This is a genomic window from Streptomyces sp. NPDC060064, from assembly GCF_042736455.1.
GTDB lineage: Bacteria > Actinomycetota > Actinomycetes > Streptomycetales > Streptomycetaceae > Streptomyces.
Genome location: NZ_JBHWWF010000004.1, coordinates 39,283 through 62,385 on the forward strand (window position 1 = coordinate 39,283; position 23,103 = coordinate 62,385).

20 protein-coding genes are annotated in these 23,103 nt (G+C 69.3%); 8 read left to right on the plus strand and 12 right to left on the minus strand.

The window, feature by feature from the left end:
* Positions 1-24: 24 nt before the first annotated feature.
* Both ACFWDI_RS06590 and asnB read right to left on the minus strand, forming a co-directional pair.
* Positions 25-1,341: a lipopolysaccharide biosynthesis protein gene (locus ACFWDI_RS06590; protein ID WP_385301699.1), complete on the minus strand. Its 1,317-nt coding sequence runs from the start codon at positions 1,339-1,341 to the stop codon at positions 25-27.
* On the minus strand, positions 1,334-3,253 hold the full coding sequence (gene asnB, locus ACFWDI_RS06595) for an asparagine synthase (glutamine-hydrolyzing) (protein ID WP_385301700.1): 1,920 nt from the start codon (positions 3,251-3,253) through the stop codon (positions 1,334-1,336). Before asnB ends, ACFWDI_RS06590 begins: the two co-directional genes overlap by 8 nt.
* Positions 3,254-3,547: 294 nt before the next feature.
* On the opposite strand from asnB, the gene ACFWDI_RS06600 reads away from it, so the two are divergent.
* Positions 3,548-4,318 (plus strand): class I SAM-dependent methyltransferase, encoded by a 771-nt coding sequence (locus tag ACFWDI_RS06600; RefSeq protein ID WP_385301702.1) that lies wholly within the window; start codon positions 3,548-3,550, stop codon positions 4,316-4,318.
* Positions 4,319-4,388: 70 nt separating this feature from the next.
* On the opposite strand, the gene ACFWDI_RS06605 is transcribed toward ACFWDI_RS06600, so the two are convergent.
* On the minus strand, positions 4,389-4,598 hold the full coding sequence (locus ACFWDI_RS06605; protein WP_385301703.1) for a hypothetical protein: 210 nt from the start codon (positions 4,596-4,598) through the stop codon (positions 4,389-4,391).
* Between ACFWDI_RS06605 and ACFWDI_RS06610 the strand changes: the two genes are divergently transcribed.
* Entirely contained in the window at positions 4,579-5,883 is a 1,305-nt protein-coding gene (locus ACFWDI_RS06610; protein WP_385301705.1) for an O-antigen ligase family protein, read from the plus strand. The genes ACFWDI_RS06605 and ACFWDI_RS06610 overlap by 20 nt on opposite strands.
* A gap of 168 nt (positions 5,884-6,051) precedes the next feature.
* On the opposite strand, the gene ACFWDI_RS06615 is transcribed toward ACFWDI_RS06610, so the two are convergent.
* The 3 genes from ACFWDI_RS06615 to ACFWDI_RS06625 all read right to left on the minus strand — a co-directional run bounded on the left by ACFWDI_RS06615 (position 6,052) and on the right by ACFWDI_RS06625 (position 9,503).
* Positions 6,052-6,651, minus strand: coding sequence for a low molecular weight phosphatase family protein (locus ACFWDI_RS06615; RefSeq protein ID WP_385301707.1), 600 nt, complete (start codon positions 6,649-6,651; stop codon positions 6,052-6,054).
* A gap of 81 nt (positions 6,652-6,732) precedes the next feature.
* Positions 6,733-8,499, minus strand: coding sequence for a DUF4012 domain-containing protein (locus tag ACFWDI_RS06620; protein ID WP_385301946.1), 1,767 nt, complete (start codon positions 8,497-8,499; stop codon positions 6,733-6,735).
* A gap of 101 nt (positions 8,500-8,600) precedes the next feature.
* Positions 8,601-9,503: an LPXTG cell wall anchor domain-containing protein gene (locus ACFWDI_RS06625; RefSeq protein WP_385301709.1), complete on the minus strand. Its 903-nt coding sequence runs from the start codon at positions 9,501-9,503 to the stop codon at positions 8,601-8,603.
* 756 nt (positions 9,504-10,259) lie between these two features.
* Here ACFWDI_RS06625 and ACFWDI_RS06630 point away from each other — a divergent pair.
* The 3 genes from ACFWDI_RS06630 (at position 10,260) to ACFWDI_RS06640 (ending at position 12,417) form a co-directional block, all read left to right on the plus strand.
* Positions 10,260-11,231, plus strand: coding sequence for an ATP-binding cassette domain-containing protein (locus ACFWDI_RS06630; RefSeq protein ID WP_385301710.1), 972 nt, complete (start codon positions 10,260-10,262; stop codon positions 11,229-11,231).
* An 8-nt stretch (positions 11,232-11,239) separates the two neighbouring features.
* Positions 11,240-12,028, plus strand: coding sequence for an ABC transporter permease (locus ACFWDI_RS06635; protein ID WP_385301947.1), 789 nt, complete (start codon positions 11,240-11,242; stop codon positions 12,026-12,028).
* 80 nt (positions 12,029-12,108) lie between these two features.
* Positions 12,109-12,417: a hypothetical protein gene (locus tag ACFWDI_RS06640; RefSeq protein WP_385301711.1), complete on the plus strand. Its 309-nt coding sequence runs from the start codon at positions 12,109-12,111 to the stop codon at positions 12,415-12,417.
* On the opposite strand, the gene ACFWDI_RS06645 is transcribed toward ACFWDI_RS06640, so the two are convergent.
* Together ACFWDI_RS06645 and ACFWDI_RS06650 are read right to left on the minus strand one after the other, a co-directional pair.
* The gene (locus ACFWDI_RS06645; RefSeq protein WP_385301712.1) at positions 12,414-15,608 is read right to left on the minus strand and encodes an ATP-binding protein; all 3,195 of its coding nucleotides are present in this window, start codon (positions 15,606-15,608) and stop codon (positions 12,414-12,416) included. The two genes, ACFWDI_RS06640 and ACFWDI_RS06645, sit on opposite strands and share 4 nt — an antisense overlap.
* 71 nt (positions 15,609-15,679) lie before the next feature.
* The gene (locus ACFWDI_RS06650; RefSeq protein ID WP_385301714.1) at positions 15,680-16,156 is read right to left on the minus strand and encodes a copper-binding protein; all 477 of its coding nucleotides are present in this window, start codon (positions 16,154-16,156) and stop codon (positions 15,680-15,682) included.
* A 170-nt stretch (positions 16,157-16,326) separates the two neighbouring features.
* Here ACFWDI_RS06650 and ACFWDI_RS06655 point away from each other — a divergent pair, with 170 nt between their 5' ends.
* Both ACFWDI_RS06655 and ACFWDI_RS06660 read left to right on the plus strand, forming a co-directional pair.
* Entirely contained in the window at positions 16,327-16,905 is a 579-nt protein-coding gene (locus tag ACFWDI_RS06655; RefSeq protein ID WP_327324980.1) for a sigma-70 family RNA polymerase sigma factor, read from the plus strand.
* Between the two features lie 5 nt (positions 16,906-16,910).
* Complete coding sequence (locus ACFWDI_RS06660) at positions 16,911-17,588, plus strand: zf-HC2 domain-containing protein (protein WP_385301715.1); 678 nt, start codon at positions 16,911-16,913, stop codon at positions 17,586-17,588.
* 37 nt (positions 17,589-17,625) lie between these two features.
* Here ACFWDI_RS06660 and ACFWDI_RS06665 read toward each other — a convergent pair whose 3' ends face one another.
* A complete protein-coding gene (locus ACFWDI_RS06665; protein WP_385301717.1) occupies positions 17,626-18,492 on the minus strand; it encodes a serine hydrolase domain-containing protein in 867 nt (288 codons plus the stop codon).
* Between the two features lie 313 nt (positions 18,493-18,805).
* Between ACFWDI_RS06665 and ACFWDI_RS06670 the strand changes: the two genes are divergently transcribed.
* A complete protein-coding gene (locus tag ACFWDI_RS06670) occupies positions 18,806-20,332 on the plus strand; it encodes an SDR family oxidoreductase (RefSeq protein ID WP_385301718.1) in 1,527 nt (508 codons plus the stop codon).
* 160 nt (positions 20,333-20,492) lie between these two features.
* Here ACFWDI_RS06670 and ACFWDI_RS06675 read toward each other — a convergent pair whose 3' ends face one another.
* The 3 genes from ACFWDI_RS06675 to ACFWDI_RS06685 all read right to left on the minus strand — a co-directional run bounded on the left by ACFWDI_RS06675 (position 20,493) and on the right by ACFWDI_RS06685 (position 23,039).
* Complete coding sequence (locus ACFWDI_RS06675) at positions 20,493-21,122, minus strand: hypothetical protein (protein ID WP_385301720.1); 630 nt, start codon at positions 21,120-21,122, stop codon at positions 20,493-20,495.
* Between the two features lie 520 nt (positions 21,123-21,642).
* On the minus strand, positions 21,643-22,008 hold the full coding sequence (locus ACFWDI_RS06680) for a hypothetical protein (RefSeq protein ID WP_385301722.1): 366 nt from the start codon (positions 22,006-22,008) through the stop codon (positions 21,643-21,645).
* Between the two features lie 194 nt (positions 22,009-22,202).
* Positions 22,203-23,039, minus strand: a complete 837-nt coding sequence (locus tag ACFWDI_RS06685; protein ID WP_385301723.1) for a helix-turn-helix transcriptional regulator — start codon at positions 23,037-23,039, stop codon at positions 22,203-22,205.
* Positions 23,040-23,103: the final 64 nt, after the last annotated feature.

Below are 23,103 nucleotides of genomic sequence, written 5' to 3' on the forward strand. Positions count from 1 at the left end.
GGTGGCGGCCGGGGCCGGGGACGGCTATCCGGGCGGCAGGGACGCCGCGGCGTTCCGGCCCGGCACACAGCGACGCATGGCGTAGAGGAGCGTGCGCAGGTCCGCGGTCACGGGGAGCAGGTTTCTGGCCCGGATGCCCGTCACCCTGGCGAACAGGCGCGTCTGCAGGGCGGCCAGCAGTACGTAGGCCAGCGAGGAGGCCAGCGCACATCCGGCAGCGCCCCACACGGGGATCAGCAGCAGGTTCAGTGCGATGTTGACCGCCAGGGCGATCACGGACGGCACAACGATCAGCTTCGCGCGGCGCAACCGCAGAAGGTAGGAGCTCGGCAGTCGGCTCGCTCCGAGCGCCATCACACCGGGAGCCAGCAGCATCACGAGCGGCACCGCATCGGCGTACGCCGCACCGTACACGGCGGAGACCAGTACCGGTGCGGACAGCATCAGCACCAGTGCCGGGGCCAGGGCCAGCAGAACCGCGTACCTGGTGATCTGCACGGTGACGTCGGCGGATTCGGTGTCGGTGGAGTTGAACTGGCGCTTGAGCATTACCTGGGACACGACATCCGCCAGCACGCGGATGTACCCGGCCAGGCCGACCGCCAGCGAATAGATGCCTACCTCCCGCGCGCCGGCGAATGCGCTGAGCATGTAGATGTCCGCGTTCATCAAAAGGAACACCGAGGCGGGCCCCAGGTGGTATCGGGAGCCGGTGACCACCGTCGTGCGTGCCAGCGCCAGATCCCTGTGTCGCCCCGCGCCGGCTCCGACGGCGATGAATACCACCAGGGGGACACTCCCCGCGGCGACCCAGACGACCAGCGCCGCTACGACGCTCAACCGCTCACCGGCCGCCAGCGCGGCCACAGCGATGCATTGGGTGAGCGCACCGGCGAGCATCGACCAGTTCGCCACACGCACCTGCCCCCGCAGCAGCACGATGTTGACGGCGTAGTTCGACGCGATGCCGAGCGGAACGTTGAGGCAGGCCACCACCACCAGGAACTGGCCCGGCAGATTCAGGGACTCGGGTCCGATCACGGCCACCAAAGCCGTCCCTGCAAGCCCGCTGAGCGTCCCGAGTACCAGGGCGAGGGGCACGCTGTTGCCGGCGAGCGCCTCGCGGCGCTCGGCATCCGTCCACAACGCGCTCTGCGCCTGCTCGCCGGACAGGTGTCCCAGCATAGTGGCGGTGGTGGCGACGGTGACCGCCATGTAGTAGATCCCCCGACCCTCCGGCTCCAGCGACCGGGCGATGGCCGCGCTCGTGAACACGGACAGCACAAGGCACGCGGCCCGGCTGCCCAGCATGCCGAGTACCTGCCGTGCGGTGTCAGCCACAGTGTCCCTGGGCGGGTTGGGCGGTGGCAGGCGCGGTGTCCCAGGACTGCTCCGCGCATGTGCGGTGCCAGAGCTCGAACTGCAGGAGCGACCACAGCTGTAGGGAGCGGTCACGCCCCTCGTCATGGTCCTGCAGCAGTTGTCGCACGACATCGGGCCGGAACAGGCCGCGAGAGCGAGCCGTGTGGTCGGTCAGCAGATCGAAGGCCAGCGGCCGCAGTTCGCAGCGCAGCCAGTCCGCCAATGGCACCCCGAAGCCGGCCTTGGGCCGGGTGATCAGCTCGGATGGCAGCCAAGGGGTCATCGCCTTCTTCAACAGCGCCTTGGTCACCTGGCCGTCGACCTTCCACCGGCCCGGCAGACCGGCGGCCCACTCCATCAGATGGTGGTCCAGGAACGGAGAGCGGGCCTCCAACGAGTGAGCCATGGTGGTGATGTCCACCTTCACGAGCAAGTCCCCGGGCAGGTAGGTGTTCACGTCGACGTCCATCAAACGGTTGACGTCCTCGTCCGCACGGGAAGTGTCGAACATCTCCGTGACCAGCTCGTAGCTGTTGACGCCGGCCACCTGCTCGCGCATCGCGTCGGTGTACAGAGCGTCCTTGGCCTCGCGGGTGAAGTACGACATGAGGGTGGCGTAGCGGTGCTGTGGCGTGTCACCCAGCAGCCGCAACCCCCGTCCGACCCGGCGCAAGCGGGGCGTGGTACTGCCCTCCACCAATGCGGAACCGAGACGGTTCAGGGCACCATGCAGCCGGTAGGGGGCCTGCATCCGCCCCACTCGCTTCATGTACGCATAGCGGCGGTAGCCCCCGAAGCTTTCGTCCCCTCCGTCGCCGTTGAGCACCACGGTCACGTGCTCGCGGCTCAGTTGAGCCACGAAGAACGAGGGAATGGCAGAGGAATCGGCGAACGGTTCGTCGAAATGCCGGGTCACCGTGGGCAGAATCTCCAGGGCGGACGACCCGGCCACCACGAACTCATGGTGGTCGGTTCCGTAGCGGCGGGCCACGGTCGCCGCGTAGGACCGCTCGTCGTACCGCTGGTCGTCGAATCCGATGCAGAACGTCTTCACCGGTTGATCACTGACTCGGGCCATGGCGGCCACCACCGCGGAGGAGTCGATGCCGCCGGACAGAAACGCGCCCAGCGGACGCTCGCTGACCATGCGGACCCGAGTGGCGTCCAGCAGTAACTCCCGTGCCTGTTCTGCTGCTTCCCGCTCGCAGCCCACCTGCTGCGGTGTGAAGTCCAGCTTCCAGTAGCGCCGCAGTCGCACCTCGCCGTCTTGCCATACCAGCAGGTGCCCGGGGGGCAGTTTGCGGATACTGCGGTAGATCGACCACGGGGCCGGCACATACTGGTACGTCAGATAGTGATGCAGAGCCACCGGGTCCAGCTCACGGGGCACCGCTGGATCGGCCACCAGAGCCTTCAGCTCCGACGCGAACGCCAGTGACGCTCCGGCCTGCCGGTAGTACAGCGGCTTCTTGCCCACACGGTCCCGTGCGAGCAGCAGCCGGCGCCGCGCGGCATCCCAGATCGCGAAGGCGAACATGCCCCGCAGGTGCCCGACCAGGTCCTCACCGTGATCCTCATACAGGTGGACCAGCACCTCGGTGTCGCTGTTGGTGGTGAACCGGTGCCCGCACCCGATCAGCCGCTCCCGCAGTTCCGCGAAGTTGTAGATCTCGCCGTTGAAGACCGCCGCGACGGTGCCGTCCTCGTTGTAGACCGGCTGGTCTCCTCCGGCCACGTCGATGATGGCGAGCCGGCGCATTCCCAGCGCCGCGTGGGCGTCGGTGTGGAAGCCCTCTCCGTCGGGCCCCCGGTGGGCGATGAGGCGGCACATCACGCGTACCCGTTCGGGGTCGGGAGGGCTGGTCGACACAATTCCGGCTACACCGCACATAAAATGCTCTCCCAACGTGATGCACCGTCAGTTAGCCGGTCCGGCGACATCGCCAACGCTGCTTGCCGGTGCACCGCTTCGCGGGCCGACCACCAGTGTCTGATACATATCACACGGAAATGGGCATTCTGCCAGATCTTGCTCTCGCAACGGCCGCCCTCCCCTTCGGGAGACATCGCCCTGTGCTCTGATCCGGTGACCTCTGCTGCCTGGCGCCGTCAACATCGCAGTCGGGTCGGAATGGCAGGTTATGGTCACCGAACCCCGACCCCCTGACTGCACGTGGGAGCTGACATGGCGATCGACGCCCCTGAAATGCTCGGCAATCAGGCGATGACTTCGGCATGCCGAGCCATTCTGGCCCGGCATGGTGGGCTTGCCCCGGGCCGGCGTGTGCTGGACTTCGGATGCGGCTCGGGCCGGCATGTCCGCGAGTTCGCCGCCGAAGGCTACGAGGCGACGGGCGTGGACAGGCCGGTGGAGCGATTGGTCGCAGGGTGGGAAGAGTTGTCGACGGACGGCAGGAGGAACCTGCACTTGTCGGACGCGGATGGGAACTTTCCATTTCCCGCCGATTCCTTTGACTTCTGCTACTCGACTTCCGTTTTCGAACATGTGATGAGCTACGAGAAGCCAATCAGCGAAATCGCTCGGGTCCTCAAATCCGGCGCCTGGACGCTGCACGTCTTCCCCGCTCGCTGGCGGCCGGTGGAGCCGCACATCTTCACCCCCTTCGGCGGTCGGTTCCAGCATCCAGCGCTCATTTCCCTGTGGGCGAGGCTGGGTATCCGTAACTCCTTCCAGCGGCGTCTCGGCGCTGCCGAGACCGCACTGCGGAACATCGAATACAGCAGATGCGGTATCAACTACCCAACAAAGCGGGAGATTTCTCAGGCCTTCGGTCGCCACTTCTCGCAAGTCGAGTTCGTGGAGCGTGATTTCGTCATGGCGACGCGGAACGTCAGCCGGGCCTCCGGACTTCTCGCTCCTGTGATTTCATGGTCTGCAGTCGAGTCGCTGTACCGCGGGTTTCATACTCGGGTTGTGCTCGCACGCAAGGGGTAGAGAACAGCCCCGGTGACTGTTGTATTGGCGCCCCGTCGGCGCCGGGCGCCACATTGCCGAATGCGCGGTGTCAGTTTCGAAGCACAGCGGTTGCGGAGCCCACGAGCAATCCCGTCACCAGGCTCATGCCCAGGTTGATCACGGGCACCGGCTGACCGGTGCCGAAACCATGAAAGAAGTGAGTGATGGTCAATCTGGTGGGCGGGGTGATGAGACCTCTCACTGCCACCGTCATCAGCTTGGGATGCCTTGTGGTCGCCATGCCGGCCGCGACGTACATGCTGCTGTATTACGGCACAGCGACCGTCGCCGCCGGCGTCGTGGTGTGCCTCGCCCTGTTGGCCGTGCCGCGCCCCGACCTCGCGTTGCTGATACTGCTCGGGATCGTCCCAGCAGTCGCCGTCGGCGATTCCAGTGGCGTGGCACTGCCCGTATTCGTTGCTGCGGGAGTCGGTTTCGTTCTGTTCCGTGTCGTGCTGAGCGGCTTCCAGCTGCGCGTCCATCTTGCTCTGATTGTGCTCATCGCCTTCGCCCTCACCTCGAGTTACCTGCTGCCTCGGATGACGCTGCTGATGGACCGGTCGTGGAGTGCGTTCCCCTCCTTGCTGATGGGCCTCGGCTTGCTCATGGCTTCCGCCGTTGCGCCCCCGGGCCCCCGGTCGGTCGCGCATATCGTCGCCGGCTCGGGCGCCGGTGTCGCCGGGTACCTACTCGTCCGGGGAGAGCACGTTGACGACCGTTTGGCGGGTCTGGGCCTGAACCCCAACTACCTGGGAGCCATGCTGGCACTCGCACTGGTTGCGGCAGTCGGCCTGGCGCGGCTCAACCACTCCTGGGTGTGGCTGCTGCCCGCGCTGGTGTGCGCTGCCGCGATCCTGGAGACCCGGTCGCGAGGCGCCTTTCTGATGGTCGCGGCAGGACTGGCCTGCGTTCTCTTCATCGGCCGTCCGCTGCGGCACAAGGCGGTCATCGCGCTGGCGATCCTCGCCGTCGCCATGGCTCTCCCGGGAACACTCGACGCGGTGGAAAGCAATTTGACGGGAAATCGGACGTCAACCGAGCTGACCACGAACACCGAGGTGCGGAAGCAGGTTGCCCTGCTGGCCGTGCGTGTGGCGCTCGACCATCCGCTCCGCGGGATCGGGTACGGGGTGTTCCCCGGTTACGCACAGTCCCCGTCCGGCATCGGCATCTACATGAACACCCATAACGACTACCTGCGCCTGGCGGCTGAGGCCGGAGTGGGCACGCTCGCACTCTTCGTGGCTTTGCTGTGGCTCGGCCTCGGCCGGCGGTGCACTGCGGACCAAGCGGTCCTCCAATCGCTCGGAGTGGCCTATTCGGTGGGGCTGCTGTTCGCCAACACTCTGGGGAACCTGCTGGTGACCGCTCCTTTCTGGGTTTCCCTGGGCTGCCTCCTCGCTCACTCCACGCGCAGGCAACCGAAGCCTTCGCTCCTCACCTCCCCCGCATGGGGGAAAGCTGAAATCCCCACTGCGAGTCCGAGATCGGTCAAGGCCGGCGTTTCGCCCACGGCTGGAACTGGCATCAGTGTGGACAGCTGATCAACGAGGAACGCATCTCGGCCAAGCCTCAGGTGGAAAACGGCAGGCCACGCTCGGTGGGCTTGGATTGGCCGACCTTGATCCAGCGGCGCTCGGCAGCGTAAACATCTTCGGCTTACCGCCCCGGCGTGCAGTGTCCGACAGGTCCCATGACGCGGACCACGTACCTCAGCGCGCCTGCATCGCGACGGCGATCCTTTCCACCGACTCTTCGATCCGCGTCACGCACTCCCGAGCTGCGGCGGGACTCGCACCGAGCGGATCGGACACGTCGTCGTCAGCCACGCCCGCCCCGGCCGCACCGCGCCGAGCCGCCGCACCCTCCACGAGCGCGGCGAACCGGGCGGCCGGGTCCGTCGCACCCGCCGCGTCCTCGGCCCGCACCAGCCGGGCGAACTCGCGAAGGCTGAAGGCCCGGGACAGGGCCCGTACGGGGGAGAGCCGCACCGCTGCCTCACGATGCTCCGTCGCGGCCCCGAGCACCAGATCCGCGCTGTCGACGAGTCCGGCCGTCAGCCGGCGCGTGACCGTCCCGGACGGGTCCGCGCCCCGTTCGGCCACCATGGATGCGGCAATGGCCGCCATCGGTGCACCCGGGACGGCCTCCGTGCCCGCACTGCTCACATGGATCGCCTCCCGCAGTGCGGCCAGCCGCTGCCTCAGAAGGCATTCGGCGACAGGCGACCGGTAGAGATTGGCGGTGCACACCGTGAGTACCCGAAACGGGGACGGGCGCCAGGCGGCGAAGGAGGGGGTGGAGTCGAGCATGACGCCAGTATTACCCCGGAATCGCCTACTTTTCTGGCCGGGACGCGGCAGCCGTGCCGGACCGGGCGGAAGAGACGTCACTCAGCTTTCGGGGCAGCCCGGGGACGGGTGCACCGTGGCCCGCAGCGGGCGTGGCAGTCGTTGGTGGAAGACGGTGGGTCCCTGGTCGGCCGGGGGCTCCAGCAGGTGCAGCGTCAACGTCCGGCTGCTGCCCGCGGGCACTTCGACGTCGAACGTGTACACCGGATGGCCGCGCTCGACACCCGGTGTCAGGAAGGCGCGCCGCCCGTCGAGGTCAGCCTTGACCAGATCTGCCCCGCCGGTCGCGAAGTAGGAGACCAGCAGGCGATTGTCCCCCTGACGCGTCGGATAGGGGGGCTTGTCGAGACGATCGGTGACGTAGGTGGGAAGTCCTGCGGACGGTGCACCGTTGGAGAAGACCGCCTTGACGGTGACCTCGCGGCCGTCGGCGGTGCAGCGGCCGGGGGACCAGTCCAGGGTGCGGTCGAGGTAGTAGTCGAGCTTGGTGCCGGCGGCATTGTTGACCACCAGCCCGGCGTAGGGCTCCGGACGCTGCGGCAAGGAGCCGCCGACCGGGCGTGATTCCAGCTCCTGCTGCTCCTTCGCGTGGGAGCTCCAGGCGGTCACCTGCCCGTTGCCCAGCAACTCGTACAGGCCGAGCAGCAGCGAGGGCCGCAGGTGGGGATCCTCGGCGGCGGTCATCAACCGCCCGGCAGCGGCGCGGGCCACGTCCAGCAGGAAAGCCTTGCGCTTGAGCGGGTCCGGGTACGTCATGTAGTTGGTGCGCTCGCTGATGTCCACCACGTTGTCCGCGCTGACGACTGTGCCGTCGGTCGTGCGCGCCTGCCCGGAAGCTGCGAGCAGCCGGGCCAGCGCGCCCGGATCCAGTGCGAGTACGCCATCGACACGCTCGCCGCTCTGGTAGAGCCAGGTGGCCGACCAGATACGCGCGGCGTAGGGGAAGTGCGGGCTCATGTTGGAGTTGGCCCAGGTGTTCACCGCATCGCCACGTCCGTACATGGTGGCGAACTCGGCGCCGAGGTCCACCTCGGGGTGAGCGCCCACCATCTCGGCGTCGCTTCCGAAATGCGTCAGCTCCAGCGCCCCCCGGTCGGCTGTCAGCATGGCGAAGGCACCGGGCATCCCACCGGTTCCACGTGCCTCCGCGGGGTTCTGAAACATCACGAGGTAGCGCCGCGGACCGTCCGCCCCCAGCATCTGCGGCAGGAGGCGGGCGCCGGTGGCGGCGTTCTCCATAGCGGGCGCCATCCGGTCCAGCCGGCTGAGGAGTTGGTCCCGGACCCGGTCCACGGCGGGGAGCCAGGTGTGGCGGGGCAATCTGCGGGCCTCCGTACGAGTTGCCGCCACCTGTCGTGAGGCCTGCTCGAGAGCTGGGGCGGCACTGCGCAGTTCGGCGAGGTTCAGGTGTCCGCCACCGGCCTCCGCGCCGTTCGTGATGTTGCCGGCGGCGCTGACGACGGCCGGCAGCACCTCGCCGGTCAGCCGGTCGACGGCCTTGGCCGTACCACGGACGGTCGCGAGAGGGCCTCCGAGGCCGGGCAGGTGCGCGGCCAGGGACCACGCGGGCCCGCTGGTGAGCCGGTGTGCCCGGGCCGCGTGCGCCGCAGCGGAACGGCCCGCTGCTTCGGCGCGCGCCCTGCGGCCAGTGCCGCCACTCGCCGTCGGGACCGGCGAGGAGGACGCCGTCACCGTGTTCCGCAGTGTCTCCAGGTCGAGTCGGGCCGCGAGCAGCTCGCTACGGGCGTACAGACCCGTGACGAGCACCCAGCCCGAACCGGTGAGAAGAAAACCTGCCGCCACCCACATCACCGGCCTGATGCGACGGTGAATCCGTCCCACCAGGCCGGTGACATAAGACAGAACGGCGCTGGCCGAGAGTCTTTGGGTGGTCCACGGCATCGTTGGTCTCAGCCGCGTTCAGCGTCAGTACGCCGACGCCTGGTGATCACCAGTGTCCCGCCACCGAGAAGCAGCAGACCACCTGCCGCGGTGAGCAGAGCCACCGGTGCATCCGAGGAACCGGTGTCCGCGAGCCCGGAGGTTCCGTTGCCATGACCGGAGGAGCCGTTGTCGTCGTGACCTGAGTTGGGGGAGCCCCCATTCTCGTCGCCGTGCCCGTCATCGCGCCCGTCGTCGTTGCCGCCGCCGTGCCCGTCACCGTGCCCGTCGTCGTCGCCGTCACCGGGTCGTCCGTGCCCGTCACCGTCACCGTCGCCGTCCCCGTCACCGGGTCGTCCGTGCCCGTCACCGTCGCCGGGCGGATGAGTCCCGCCGTCGCCGGGGGGATGGCTCCCGTTACCGCCCCCGGGGGCAGCGGACACGGTCACCGTCGCGGACAGCGTGAGCCCGGATGTCTGGCCGACGAGCTGGTAGAGGTAGGTGCCCGGGCGCACGCGCGCGGGGATGGTGATCCCTCCAGTCACAATGCCGTTGGCGTCGGCGGTGAAGGTGCCGAGCACCACGCTTCCTCCGCCTCCGCCTCCGCCACCTCCGCCCCCGCTTCCTCCGCCATCGCCGTTCGGGGTGGCCGATGCAAGGGGCCGTACGGACGCGGGCGATGCCCTCAGTGCGGCCCTGGCTGCGGCTCCGGGTGCGGGGACGAGGCTGAGGACAACCTGCTCAAGGGGTTGGAAGCCGGTCGCGGTGTGATTGATCGGATCACCGGGGGCCACGGTGTTGTCGTCGATCACAACACCGGGGGCTGGTGGGTACTGTGCGAACGCCGGTTCGGCGGCCACCAGTGAAGCGGCGGCAATCAGGCTTGTGGTGGTGGCGGCCAGGGCGACACGCCATCCAGAACGTCTGGGCATCGGGTCGGGCTCCTTCGGAAGGCGCTTGATGAGTGATCGTCCGTTGTTGTCGGCGTGGGGAGAGTCGAGCGATCAATGCCGGACAGGCTGTGGGAAGTTTCTGTTTCAGGCCGTGGCCCCGCGGCCGGCTATGCGGACGCAGAAGCCCCACCGCGTTGTCGTCGAGCAGCTCGGTGCGGACGGCCATCCGGACCGGCCCCAGTGTGAAATCGACTCGGTACGTGTTCGCGCACTCCAGGGGCGCACCATGGTGTGGGTGAACAGGTCCGCCGTCTGCACCACCTCCACCGACATCGCGCTGATCACTCCCTCGCCTCAATCGGCACTGCCGCAGGTCTTCTGCCATCGCCGACTGCCCGATTTCGGACGACTTCCGGGCCATGACTCATCGGCAGCAAGGCCATCGACCGAGATCAAGCAACAGGATCCATAGACGTGGGCGGCTCCGGCAAAACAGGCTCACCCGGCGCTCCACAGGACGGCGCAGTGGATGCACTCATGTGGCCCTCAGCGCTCGCGGCCGCGGCCTGACTCTGGTGAGGCCTGTATCGCGAAGCGGGAGACCTTGGACCGAGGCGAATCTCGCGGACCTCGGAGGTGACCGTGCCGCCGGACGAGGCGACCCGGGTGCCCTCGGAGGTCGGGGTGAGCCCGGCCGTGTCCAGTACGGCAGCCGCGCGTCCGGTTCACCGGCGTCGGGCCGACTGAAACCACAGTGAAACCGCGGTGAAGCTCACTGCTCGCACGCTCTGCGGCATGACTTCGAACCAACGCCTCACCCCAACCCGACCGGCCATCGTGGCAACCGGGCTGCGCAAGTCGTACGGCGACAAGGTCGTGCTCGACGGCATCGATCTGAACGTCGCCAAGGGAACGATCTTCTCGCTGCTCGGTCCCAACGGCGCCGGCAAGACCACCGCGGTCCAGATCCTGTCCACACTGATCACCGCCGACAGCGGTCGGCTGAGCGTTGCCGGGCACGATCCGGCCACGGACCCCCAGGCGGTACGCGCCGCGATCGGTGTCACCGGCCAGTTCTCCGCGGTCGACAACATGATCACCGGCGAGGAGAACATGACCCTCATGGCGGACCTGCACCACCTGGGCCGCCGCGAGGGCCGCCGGCTCACCGCCGAGCTGCTCGAGCGCTTCGATCTGGTCGACGCGGCCAAGAAGCCCGCATCCACCTACTCCGGCGGTATGCGACGCCGGCTCGACATCGCGATGACCCTGGTCGGCGCCCCGAGCGTGATCTTCCTCGACGAGCCGACCACCGGGCTCGACCCGCGCAGTCGCCACAACATGTGGGAGATCATCCGCGACTTGGTGGCCGGCGGCGTCACGGTCTTCCTGACGACGCAGTACCTGGAGGAGGCCGACCAGCTCGCGGACCGGATCGCGGTACTCAACCAGGGAAAGCTCGTCGCTCAGGGCACTCCGGAGGAGCTCAAGCGCCTTGTCCCCGGCGGTCACGTCCGGCTGACGTTCGGCGACGGCAGCGCATTCGAGGCGGCCGCCCGTGCCTTTGGCCTGGGTCTGCGGGACGCCGACGCGCTCACGCTCAACGTCCCGAACGACGGCAGCGTACGCGGACTGCGCGCCGTTCTCGACGTACTCGACGCCGCGTCGATCGAGGTCGACGAGCTGTCCGTGCACACCCCCGATCTCGACGACGTGTTCTTCGCGGTCACCGGCCGCCCCGACAACGAGAAGGTGCAAGCCCGATGAGTTCCACGATGAGTTCGACGTCGTACGCCCTGCGCGACTCCGCCACCATGCTGCGGCGCAATCTGCTGCACGCCAGGCGCTACCCCTCCATGACGATCGGCGTCGTGGCCATGCCGATCATCATGCTGCTCCTCTTCGTGTACGTCTTCGGCAGCGCGCTGAGCAATGGGCTCGGCGGCGGCGGGGACCGCGGCGCGTACATCGCCTATGTCGTACCGGGAATCCTGCTGATCACCGTGGGCTCGGGGGCGACGCCGACAGCGGTGGCCGTCTGCACCGACATGGCCGAAGGGATCGTCGCCCGCTTCCGCACCATGGCGATCTCCCGCGCCTCCGTCCTGGTCGGCCATGTGGTCGGCAGCGTGATCCAGACCGTGGTCAGCCTGACCCTGGTGGTCGGTGTCGCTCTCGCGATCGGATTCCGGTCCAGCGCGACGCCCGTCGAGTGGCTGGCCGCGGCCGGCATCCTGACCCTGATCGACTTCGCGCTGACCTGGGTTGCGGTCGGTCTCGGCCTGAAGAGCCCGAACCCCGAGGCGGCGAGCAACGCCGTGCTTCCGCTCTCGTTCCTGCTGCCCTTCATCAGCAGCGCCTTCGTACCGGTGGACTCGATGCCGTCCTGGATCCGCTGGTTCGCCGAGTACCAGCCGTTCACCACCGTCATCGAGACCCTGCGCGGCCTGCTGACGGGCACGGAGATCGGCAACAACGGGCTGATCGCCGTCGCCTGGTGCCTCGGCATCACCGTGGCCGGTTACCTCTGGTCGAAGAAGATCTTCAACCGCGACCCCCGCTGACCCGAAACCCCAACTCCCCTGCAGCTGGGACCCCTCCGCAGCTCGGGTTCGCCGGGACCGCGCTGAAGAAGGGCGAGACGGTGACGGTGGCCCTGCTCGCCGCGAACCAAGACCCGCAGGAGTACGGGGACGCACCGGAACGGCTCGACATCACACGGGAGTTCGGCCGCGGTGGCGGTCATCTCGCCTTCGGCCACGGCACCCACTACCGCCTGGGCGCAGCCCTCGGCCGCCTGGTCACCTCGGTGGTCTTCGACCAGTTGCTCGTCCAGCGGCCGGACACCGCGCTCGCCGTGGGCCGGGACGAGCTGGAGTTCGGGCACTGGCCGGCGGACGGCTTCCATCTGATCCGGTTGCCGGTACGTCTCCAGGAGGTGTCGGGTTCCTAGGGGGTGTCCCGTTCCTCCAGCGCCGTCAGCGCGGCGGCCCGCAGTCCGTCCCCGTCCAGGGCGGCGTACTCCGACACGGCGTCGGCGTACGCCGCCCTGTCGGCCTGTTCGGCCGCCTGCCGCGCCCGGGCGGAGGACATGGTGGGCTGGAAGTTGCGAAGATGACGGAAGCGATCTGCCAGGGCGAGAAGCCGCGCCCCCGACCTCGTACGGCCGTGGTCGAGGTCGACCGCCCCGAGCGCGAGCAGCAGCGCACCGCAGACCGGAAAGTTCACCAGGGTCGGCAGGCCGTCGCGGCGCGTCAGCAGCGCCCCGAGCCCGTCCTCCACCGCGGCGTTGATCTCCTCCACGAGGTCGAGCCGGCCGTGCCACGCATGAGCGGTCAAAGCGACGGCCTGGACCTCCAGGAGCCAGGGTTCCAGGTCCCGTTCGGCGCCGAACACCGGGCCTGCGCTGCTCTTCACCTGATCGACGGCCCGGCGCCACAGACGCAGACCCGCTTCGGTCTCGCCACGCGTGAGCGCGATCTCCGCGCGTGCCCCGAGGCCGGGCGTGAGCACGTCCGAGGTCTCCCGCGGCTGGTTGAGCATCATCTGCTCGAGCCGGCGCTCCGCCTCGTCGACCGTGCCGGTCTGCAGACTGGCGAGCACCATTCCCCAGCGGATCCCGAGCGAGTCGGTCCCCACCCCGAGCTTCTCGAGGACGTGCAGGGCCGATTTCATGTGGGGCAGTGCCGCATCTCCCCGCTCGGCCTGCAGACACAGTTCGGCCATCCGGCAAGGGGCCATGACCTGCACCCACGGGATGCGCCGGTCCTCGAAGGCCTTCAGCATCCGGTCAGCCGCCGTCAGCGCGCGGTCCAGGTCGTACTGGCTCTCCCACACATAGCTGGCGACGCAGTTGGCGACGCCGGCGAGCAGGGGCTCGTCGCTGTCGCACAGCGCGTTCAGCGCCGAATGCTCCGGGCCCAGGAGCTCGGGTGCGGCGCACAGCACGATCGAGAGGGCGCCGATCAGGGTGTCCGGCGAGGCCGGCGGCAGCCGGCGCAGGGTGACGAGGGGACGTATCGCCCCGGGACCGACACCCAGGAACAGATTGGCGGTGCACATGACCGCGGCCGTCCGGGTGGCCTCGACGAGGCCGGGCCCGGGCCGGAAGTGGGAGAGCAGCGGTCCGGTGTCCTGGGTGAGCGGGACAAGGCGGGTGTAGTTGGCCTCGGTGGTCCACAGGCTCCCGAGCACCGCGGTGGTCGCCGCGACCGTGGCGCCGTCACTTCGGGCGAGGCCGAGGCGCAGCGCCTGGACGAGGTTGTCCTGCTCGGCCCTGATCAGCTCCCAGGACACGAAGGGGTCGGGCCCGAACAGCGCATCGTGGTGGGCCGCCCCGAAGTCGCTCGCCCACGCCATGAATTGCCCGGTCACCTGGCCGTCCTCGCCGGCCTCCGCCCGACGGGCCGTACTGAATTCACGTACGGTCTCCAGCATTCCGAAGCGTATGCCGGACGCGGTGTCGGTGACCTTGAGCAGGGACTGGTCGACCAGGTCCTCAAGCACCTGCGGGACGTCACTGCCGCCGGGCGGGCCGCCGAACAGCTCGTCGGCACCGAGCAGTTGCTCGGCCGCGTCCGCCGTGAAGCCGCTGGGAAAGACCGACAGCGCGCGCAGCGCCGCCCGCCCGGCCGGGTCCAGGAGGTTCCAGCTCCAGTCGACGACGGCGTGCAGAGTGCGGTGGCGCTGTGGTGAGTCCCGTGCCCCGCCCCGCAGCAGGGCGAACCGGTCCTCGAGCTTACGGGCGATGTCGCCGACCGACATGACCCGTACCCGCGCCGCCGCCAGCTCCGCGGCCAGTGGCAGCCCGTCCAGCTGGCGGCAGAGTTCGGCCACCGTCCCGGCGGGCAGCTCGACACCGGGGCGGGCGGCCCGCGCCCGCTGCTCGAACAGCTCGACGGTCGTCGGCAGGTTCAACTCCGGCAGCAGATACACCGATTCGGAGGAGATGCCGAGTGGGGCCCGGCTGGTGGTGAGCACCCGCAGATCGCGGGTCATCGACACCAGGGCCTGCACCAGCTCTGCCACGCCGCGGATGACATGCTCACAGTTGTCGAGAACCAGGAGCGCGGGACCGGGACCGAGGGCGCCCACGATGCCGGTGAGGACGTCCGTCGGGATGGCGAAGTGGCGCACCGGAGTGCGCAGCGACTCACCGACGCCGAGGACGGAAGCGACCTCTCCTGCCACGTCGTCGTCGCTGGTGAGACCGGCGAGCGCGACGAGATGCACCTCCCGCTGCTCCGCCTCGCGGCTCACCACATGCGCGAGCCGGGTCTTGCCCAGGCCGCCCGCCCCGACGATCGAGGTGACCCGGGACATGCGCAGCAGCTCGGCCACCGCGGCGATGTCGGCGTCGCGGCCGAGCAGCGGGTTGGGCTCGTGCGGCACCCCACGGCGGACCGCGGGCGCCTCACCCCGCAACAGCTCCTGGTGCACGGCCTGCAGCGCGGGCCCCGGGTCGGTGCCGAGCTCGTCGCCCAGCGTTCGGCGATAGCCGTCGTATGTCGCCAGAGCGGCGGACGGCCCCGCAGTGGCCGCCTCGCAACGCAACAGCTCGAGCAGCACCTCCTCGTCCCGCGGCAGCTCGCGGACCAGGCCGGTGAGCGGCTCCACCGCCTCGGCCCGGCGGCCGAGCCGCGCGAGGGCCAGGGCGCGGACCCGCATGAGCGACCGATACGTCGGGGCCCGCTCCGCACGCAGCGCGGACACCGGGTCGTCGGGTAGGGCGTCCTCATGGAACACACCACCGCCACCGCCGTCCCACAGCGCAAGCCCCGCCTCGGCGTGCGCGAGCGCCGCCGCGTGGTCCCCGGCCCGGGAGCGCTCCGCGCCCGCGGCGGCGCGGAGAAGGACGGCGGAACTGTCCACCTGGTCCTCGCCCAGCGCGAGGCGGTAGCCGGTGGGGGTGCTGGCGATCACGTCGGAGCCGAGGCGTGCCCGGGCGCGCGAGACAAGGATCTGCAGCGCCTTGGTCGGATTCTCCGGTTGCCCGTCCGGCCAGAGCCCGTCCACCAGGAGCGCGGTGCTGCATCCTGTGCGCAGCTCGCCCGCGAGGAGGGCGAGCAGGCCGCGCAGCCTGGGCGCGGTGATCTCCTGGTCGCGGCAGGAGACCCGCGACAGCAGGGTCAACTCGGTGGTCATCAGAGAAGGTTAGCCAGCTGTCCGACGGCGCAGCTCTGCCCCGTCGCAGAGTGACTGCGACACCGGCACGCTCAGTAGCCATTGCTCTTCGGCGGGGTCGTGTTCACGGGCGCATCGGTACCACCCACGGTGATCTCCGTCTTCATGCCCAGGTCCTTGTGCCCGTCGACGGGGCAGTAGATCTCGTAGGTGCCGGACTTCAAGGTCACCTCGAGCGTCTCGGAAGCTCCGGGAGCGAGGGTCTTGGTGCGGTGCTCTCCGGCGGGGCCTTCGATCTCCAGGGCGTGGTCGTGATGGCCGCTGTTCTTGGCGACGAAGGCGTAGGCGCCCGGCTTGAACGTTTTCTGTGACAGTGCGATGTGGAAGTCGATCAGGTCCGCTTTCACCTGCGTCACTGCTGGTTCGACGCTCTTCTTCGGGGGTGTGGAAGTCGTCGAGCCGCCTCCGTTCCCACTTCCGTTTCCACCTGCGCAGCCCGCGAGCACGCCCGCCAGCGCTCCGGCTGCCAGCCCCAGCACCACACGGTTCCGGGTGAGTGTCCTTGTCATGGCTCGGCCCTCGCTGGAAGTTCCGTCGTGCAGGGTGTTACGGATGAACCGCGCCGAGGGATTGGCGGTCGGACCACGGACGCCTTGGGCGAACGGAGGAGGAGAATAGGAGGGTGATTTCCCGCGGAGACGGAGCAATCCCTTCGGGGAGGCCGACCGTATCCCCTGGTATGAGGAGAATGGGCCTCCCTCTCGACCACGCGTCGGACGAGGCACTGCTGTCCGGACTGGCGACGGGCGATCCGGAGATCGCCGTTGCGTTTGTGCGCCGCTTCCAGCGCACGGTCTTCGGCGTCGCCATCGTGGTTGTCGGCGATCTCCAGCTTGCCGAGGACATCGCGCAGCAGACGTTCGAGCGGGCGTGGCGGCACGCCCAGATCTACGACTCCCGTCGCGGGTCCGTGAAGACCTGGCTGACGACGATCGCGCACAATCTGGCGATCGACACGGTGCGGGCGCGCAGAGCCAGTCCTGTCGCGCCCGAAGACCTGGACGCGCTTCTCGACATCGTGACCGACACCCCTGAGCAGCGGGCGCTCGCCGACGAGACGTCCGTCAGGCTACGGACGGCGGTGGCGGCTCTGCCGCGGGATCAGGCCCGCGCCCTGGTGATGGCGGGGATCTACGGGATGACCGGCCAGCAGATCGCCGAATTCGAGCGGATTCCGCTGGGCACGGCCAAGACCCGGATCAGAACGGCGATGGGCAAGCTGCGGGTGACCCTGGAGGCTGAGGGGAGCCGATCATGAACTGCATGACCTGCGATCGGCTGGAGGAGCTCGCCCCCGAGCTGGCGCTGGGCGTTCTGCCGGCCCGGGAGCGGGCCGAGGCGGTCGCACACCTGGACCGCTGTCCCGGCTGTCGGGAACAAATCGAGCAGCTGACCCTCGTCGGGGACGGCCTGCTCGGTCTGCTTCCGGGCAGTGAGCCGCCGGTCGGCTTCGAGACCCGCGTCGCGAACCGGCTGAACCCGTCCCGGCCGGCGGCGCCCCGGCGCCTGTGGTCGCGCCTGCGTGTCGCAGCCGCCGCGGCTGCCCTGGCGATCGCCGTCGGCTTCGGCGGCTGGGCCATCGGCACGGCCGTCGACCACTCCGTCGCCCCCGCCTCGGAAACGGTCCAGGCGAACCAGGCTCTCCTGCAGGCGTCCCTCGTCGCGGACGACCACGAAGTGGGCCGGATATTCGCCTACCCGGGTTCGCCGGGCTGGGTGTACATGGCCGTCGACCTGGAGGGTGGCGTGGGAACGGTCAACTGCCGGCTCGTACTCTCCGACGGCCACACGGTTCCGGTCGGCTCGTTCGCACTCAAGGACGGCTACGGCTACTGGGCCGCCCCGGCCGCCGTGGACCCCGCGGCGGTGTCCGGCGCCCGGCTGACGGCCCCCGACGGTTCCGTCGTCGCCACCGCACACTTCCCGCCGCAGAACCCCTAGGTCACGGGGAACGGCGCCGGTCGCTCCCGGCCCCCTGTCACGCCGCGTTCCGGGCGGCGGCGAGCAGGCCGAGTCCGATCTTGTCGGTGCGGCCCGGCGATCCGCCGAGCCGGTGGACGAGCACCCAGTTCCCCGTCTGCGGGAGCACTCCGGTGAAGGCCGACGCATCGCGGGTCGCCCCGTTGTGCCACAACAGTGGCCCCGCCGACTGCCAGGACGGCGCCGGTTCGCCCAGAGAGCGCTCGAGCAGCAGTCGGGTGACCACGGTCGCCAGCGCTCGAGGCGTGGCCCACAACCCGCCTGCGGGCAGGATCGGCCCGTCCATGGTCCACCGGGCGCGTTCCCTGCCGAACAGGTTCCGCGCGCCCAGCAGTCGGTCGGCGGGCGGATGCGCGGTGACCTCGTCCACCCCCAGCGGTGTGAGCACATGCTCCCGCACCAATTCCTCGTACGGCCGCCCGGCCGCGGACACCAGGGCCGCACCGAGCACGGCGTAGCCGAGGTTGGAGTACTCCTCTTCCTGTCCCGGTTGCCTCACGACGATCTCCCCGAGTCGGCCGAGGACGGTCCGGAGCGCGTTCTCGTCGAAGGCGGCGTAGGGATCGCGGCCGTTGAGGCCGGGTGGCAGCCGTGGCAGGCCCGACGTGTGGTCTGCCAGCTTCCCGAGCGTGATTCCCGATCCGGGCGGTGTCGGGAGCCATTGCTCCACCGCGTCGTCCAGGCCGAGCAGGCCGGCCCGGACCATCCGTATCAGCAGGGTGCCGGTGAGGACCTTGGTCAGGGATCCGATCTCGACGAAGGCGGCCGGATCGTGCCCGTGCCGGGCCAGCGGCGGAGCCGAGCCGCTGAGCACACAGATGGGAACGGGCCGCAGTGACAGGCCCGCCATCAGGACTGCGCCCACTGCTGGAGAACAGCCTCGCGTTCGGCGGGGCGCGCCGACTCGCCGGGTGGTGCACCGAGGTGGATCGCATCCTCGGTGACCCGGAACAGCCCGACCATTGCCACAGTTGATTCCACCGTTCGCGTATTGCCATGGGTTCGGCCGAAAGACGTTCTCAGGGAGCCCGTCTGACGATCAGCCAGTATTTTCCACGGCGCCCGTGGCGACCGCCTCACCGGCGTGCCCATGGAGGGCGGCAACCGCAGCCGGGGAGCGGAATCCGTCGACAGGGGCGAGAGTGGCATTGGTGCACCCCCGCGGATCGGAGGCCCCCATGAGCAGCCGGGACACCCGGAGCCCGCACTGTCTGGTGACCGGCGCGACGGGGTACATCGGAGGCCGGCTGGTGCCCGAATTGCTGGATGCCGGGTACCGCGTACGGTGCATGGCCCGGTCTCCGGACAAGCTGCGCGACCACGCCTGGGCAGGACGGGCCGAGGTGGTACGCGGGGATGTGACCGATCCGGATTCGGTCGGCGACGCGCTGCGCGGTATCGATGTCGCCTATTACCTCGTGCACGCACTGCGGGCCGGTGACGACTTCGAGGAGACCGACCGGACGGCCGCCCGGGTGTTCGCCGAGCGGGCCCGCGCCGCGGGCGTACGGCGCATCGTCTACCTGGGCGGGCTGACCCCGGCCGATGTTCCGGAGCGCGAACTGTCACCCCATCTGCGCTCCCGCGCCGAGGTCGGCGAGATCTTCCTCCGCTCGGCTGTGCCGGCGACCGTGCTCCGCGCCGCGGTGATCATCGGCTCCGGTTCGGCGTCCTTCGAGATGCTGCGCTACCTCACCGAGCGGCTGCCGGTCATGGTCACACCGAGCTGGGTCAGCACCCGCATCCAGCCGATCGCCGTCCGGGACGTGCTGCGGTATCTGGTGGGTAGTGCCCGGATGCCCGACGAGGTGAACCGCGTGTTCGACATCGGCGGACCCGACGTCGTGACATACGAGCAGATGATGCGGCGGTACGCGGTGGTGGCCCGCCTGCCCCGCCGCTTCATTCTGCGCGTACCGATGCTGACACCCCGTCTCTCCGGCCTGTGGATCGGCCTGGTCACCCCCGTTCCCGCCTCCCTCGCCCGGCCGCTGACCGAGTCGCTGCGGCACGAGGTCGTCTGCCGCGAACACGAGATCGCCCAGTACGTACCCGATCCGCCTGGTGCACCGATCGGCTTCGACCAGGCCCTCACCCTGGCCCTGCGGCGCGTACGCGACGCTCAGGTCACCACCCGCTGGTCCTCCGCCTCACTGCCCGGCGCTCCGAGCGACCCCCTGCCCTCGGACCCGGACTGGGCCGGGGGCAGCCTCTACATCGACCGACGCTCGCTCGCCGTCGATGCCTCACCGACGGCACTGTGGCAGGTCATCGAGGGGATCGGCGGTGACAACGGCTGGTACTCCTTCCCGCTCGCCTGGGCGGTACGGGGCTGGCTCGACCGGCTGGTCGGAGGCGCCGGACTCCGCCGCGGCCGCCGGGACGCCGCACGGCTGCGGGTGGGGGACTCGCTGGACTTCTGGCGTGTGGAGGAGATCGAACCGGGCCGGCTGCTGCGGTTGCGTGCCGAGATGCGGCTGCCGGGGCTCGCCTGGCTGGAGATGTACTCCGACCGGGACGAGCAGGGCCGGGCCCGCTACCGGCAGCGGGCGCTGTTCCATCCGCACGGTCTGCTCGGGCATGTCTACTGGTGGAGCGTGTCGCCGTTCCACGCGGTCGTGTTCGGCGGCATGGCCCGCAACATCGCGCAGGCCGCGCTCCAGGCGGATGCCGCGCATGACGGCCAGGGCGCGAATCCGGGCTGAGCGACACCTGGCCGGTCGCCTGGAAGCCCACACACGGTGTGTAGTTCGCGACGCGCTGCTCCGCGGCATGTGTCGGCAGCGCTCGGCCGCGCAGCCGCGGGTGGACGAGCCGCGTTTCCGTCAGCGCGAGTTGATGTCGGCGGTGATGGTCACCGAGCGGTCAGCCGATGCACAGAACGACCAGACACACCTGCGTCGGTGATGTCGGATCGCCCGGCGACGTCGACGGCGGAGGGGTCGCAGCCGGTGTGTCTGCGCCGGGGCGTTCGGTGGACGCGGGCGCGGGCGTCTCCGGGGCCGGGGCGCCGACCTTGCCCACGTGCGTCGCCCTCGTGGCCGACTCGGCTGTGATGTGCGGCGTTGCGCTCGGAGCGGCGAGGGGGCGGGCCGTGGCGGCGGAGTTCTGCTGCCGGCTTGTCGTCGCCGTGGGAGGCGTGGCGACGGTGGTGCTGTGCTGCCGGTCGGTCGTCGTGGGTGGGCGATTGCTGGGATGCCGCGAAACCGGGGTGTCCGGTTGCTCCAACGACGAGTCGGCGGTCGCTGTCCGCATGTCCGCGGTCACCGGCTCCGGCGGTGAGGCCGCGTGTGTGTGGCTGGTGGAAGGCCTGGTGGTCGGCAGCGCGGCAACGGTCAGGCCGCCACCGACAAGGGCAACGGCCGTTGCGGCCACGGCCCGACGCCGGTTCTTCTTCCAACGTGCCAGCTGCCGACGCCGAGCCGCCCGGCCCTGCCCGGTGGAGGCCGCCCCGTCGAAGCCGCTGGACGCATCAGTGCCCGACGCATCCGCCACCGCGTCTTCGGATACGTCGCTGCCGATCGGCGCGGCATCCGAGTGATGAGTGCCGAGGTAGGACCCCGGAGCGGGGACCTCCTCCGCGCGCCATGCCTGCCTCGTCGTTGCGGTAGGGGCGAACGCGCTGTGGAGGCGATGGGCAGGCGGGGCGATGTCCGGAGCGTATGCGCCGCACCCTGGGCACACGAGTGCCCCATTGAGAGTGCGGCGGCATGCGGAGCAGTAGTCCATCTGCGATCTTTCTGTGCTGACTGCGCCGCCAGGGACGCCGGCGACCTGTTTTTCAGTTCGCACGCGGGATCGAGAGGCCAGTAACGCTACTGGCACCCGTCGAAGGTGGCGCGCAGCCCTTGTGATGCTGCTGCAAAGATTTACTGACGGTTGTGCCTCGTACTCCCGGACATGTCGTTACGAATGCCGGGATGAGAGGCGTGCCGTTCATGGTGAGGTCCGCGTCATCCTGCATGGTTTGATCACGGACCTCACGACATACATGCCGCGCTCGACCCGAATTCGGTCAGAGGCGGCGTACCCGCGCAGCGATCCCATGGCCGAGTAGAAGGTAAATAACGGCGGGCAGGCCGTAATTGAGGAAAACCCGCAGACCTTCGGTCTCCATGGTGAAGATGTCCTGGGACCAGCCGGCGAGCCAGTCCGCCATGCCGTGCACAAAGCCGACGAAGACATTCCCTTGGTTGGCGTCGAGCAGGTACAGCAGAATCCACAGGCCAAGAAAGCCAGCAGCTATGTCCGCGATCGTGTGGATGACCAAGGCTGCCCGGTTTGCTCCGGCGCCGTCCCGACTACGCCCATAGGCATCCCGGTTACGGTCATAGGGGTTGTAGGTTTCATTTACGGGCACGGGTTCATGGGGATTGCTCATGCCTTCCCTGCTTGCCTTGCCGGAGTACGGGAAACCTTGCTCAAACCTGCGATTTCATAACGGCTTTCGGCTCTCGAGTATCACTCAGGTCTGCGCCGCCAACACCGGTGTCCCAATTCGATGCGGGGAGCCCGGACTTGGGCCGGACTGATCATCGATCCCGCCATCCAACGGCTATGGCACGGGCGCCCATGTCACCCGAAGGTCTGCGGGCCGACGGCGCAGAGCAGTGTCAGGGCTTGGTGGTCGGGTGTGCCCGGCGCGGCGGTGTAGATGACCAGGCGGAGTGCCGAACCCGTGGCCTCCAGCACATCGCAGTCGAGCGTCAGCCGCCCTACTTCGGGGTGCTCGACTCGCTTCAGCTGCGAGGTGCTCGCGGCGACGTCGGTCCGTGCCCAGAGTTCCGTGAAGCGCGGGCTGGCCGACTGCAGTTCGTCGATGAGCCCGAGCAGGTACGGGTCGGCGGGGAACCGCCCGAGGCTCGCGCGCAGGTCGGCGACGGCGTACGCCTCGAAGTTCGCGGCTTCGGCGGGTGTACGGATCACCCGCGAGGGCCGCCCGGTGAAGTGGCGGCGCAGGATGTTGCGCTCACCGTCCTCGCCTGTCGCGTCGTCGCCGAGGAGTGTGATCGCCAGCGGGTTGGCCAGGACCACGCTCCAGGCGCGGTCGACCGCCACCACCGCGGCATCGTTCAGCCGGTCGATGATCCGCTGCAGCCCCGGCGTGATGTGCGCGGACGCGACCCCGGGCGCGGGCGACGAGTGTCCGGCCAGCCGGTAGAGGTGGTCGCGTTCCTCCTTGGTCAGCCGCAGAGCACGTGCCAGCGGCCCGAGAACGGAGGTCGAGGGCCGTCCTGCGCGGCCCTGTTCGAGCCGGGCCAGGTACTCGACCGAGAGCCCGGCCAGGGTGGCGAGCTCCTGGCGGCGCAGCCCGGGCGCGCGCCGGCGCGGGCCGGCCGGCAGGCCGACTTCGGCGGGTGGCAGGCGGTCGCGCCAGGCGCGCAGGCAGCTGCCCAGGTCGGCGTCGCTCATGACTTCATTCTGGCGGCTGGGCGTTCGCGGAGGGTCGCCCAGCGAGTACCAGGATCATTTCGGC

Excerpts from the sequence above, each read along its gene's own strand:
- ACFWDI_RS06625 (WP_385301709.1), bottom strand. The coding sequence starts at position 9,503 with ATGCCCAGACGTTCTGGATGGCGTGTCGCCCTGGCCGCCACCACCACA.
- asnB (WP_385301700.1), bottom strand. The coding sequence starts at position 3,253 with ATGTGCGGTGTAGCCGGAATTGTGTCGACCAGCCCTCCCGACCCCGAA.
- ACFWDI_RS06615 (WP_385301707.1), bottom strand. The coding sequence starts at position 6,651 with ATGCTCGACTCCACCCCCTCCTTCGCCGCCTGGCGCCCGTCCCCGTTT.
- ACFWDI_RS06600 (WP_385301702.1), top strand. The coding sequence starts at position 3,548 with ATGGCGATCGACGCCCCTGAAATGCTCGGCAATCAGGCGATGACTTCG.
- ACFWDI_RS06635 (WP_385301947.1), top strand. The coding sequence starts at position 11,240 with ATGAGTTCGACGTCGTACGCCCTGCGCGACTCCGCCACCATGCTGCGG.
- ACFWDI_RS06650 (WP_385301714.1), bottom strand. The coding sequence starts at position 16,156 with ATGACAAGGACACTCACCCGGAACCGTGTGGTGCTGGGGCTGGCAGCC.
- ACFWDI_RS06685 (WP_385301723.1), bottom strand. The coding sequence starts at position 23,039 with ATGAGCGACGCCGACCTGGGCAGCTGCCTGCGCGCCTGGCGCGACCGC.
- ACFWDI_RS06670 (WP_385301718.1), top strand. The coding sequence starts at position 18,806 with ATGAGCAGCCGGGACACCCGGAGCCCGCACTGTCTGGTGACCGGCGCG.
- ACFWDI_RS06630 (WP_385301710.1), top strand. The coding sequence starts at position 10,260 with ATGACTTCGAACCAACGCCTCACCCCAACCCGACCGGCCATCGTGGCA.
- ACFWDI_RS06660 (WP_385301715.1), top strand. The coding sequence starts at position 16,911 with ATGACCTGCGATCGGCTGGAGGAGCTCGCCCCCGAGCTGGCGCTGGGC.
- ACFWDI_RS06680 (WP_385301722.1), bottom strand. The coding sequence starts at position 22,008 with ATGAGCAATCCCCATGAACCCGTGCCCGTAAATGAAACCTACAACCCC.
- ACFWDI_RS06645 (WP_385301712.1), bottom strand. The coding sequence starts at position 15,608 with ATGACCACCGAGTTGACCCTGCTGTCGCGGGTCTCCTGCCGCGACCAG.
- ACFWDI_RS06610 (WP_385301705.1), top strand. The coding sequence starts at position 4,579 with ATGCCGGCCGCGACGTACATGCTGCTGTATTACGGCACAGCGACCGTC.
- ACFWDI_RS06655 (WP_327324980.1), top strand. The coding sequence starts at position 16,327 with ATGAGGAGAATGGGCCTCCCTCTCGACCACGCGTCGGACGAGGCACTG.
- ACFWDI_RS06605 (WP_385301703.1), bottom strand. The coding sequence starts at position 4,598 with ATGTACGTCGCGGCCGGCATGGCGACCACAAGGCATCCCAAGCTGATG.
- ACFWDI_RS06620 (WP_385301946.1), bottom strand. The coding sequence starts at position 8,499 with ATGTGGGTGGCGGCAGGTTTTCTTCTCACCGGTTCGGGCTGGGTGCTC.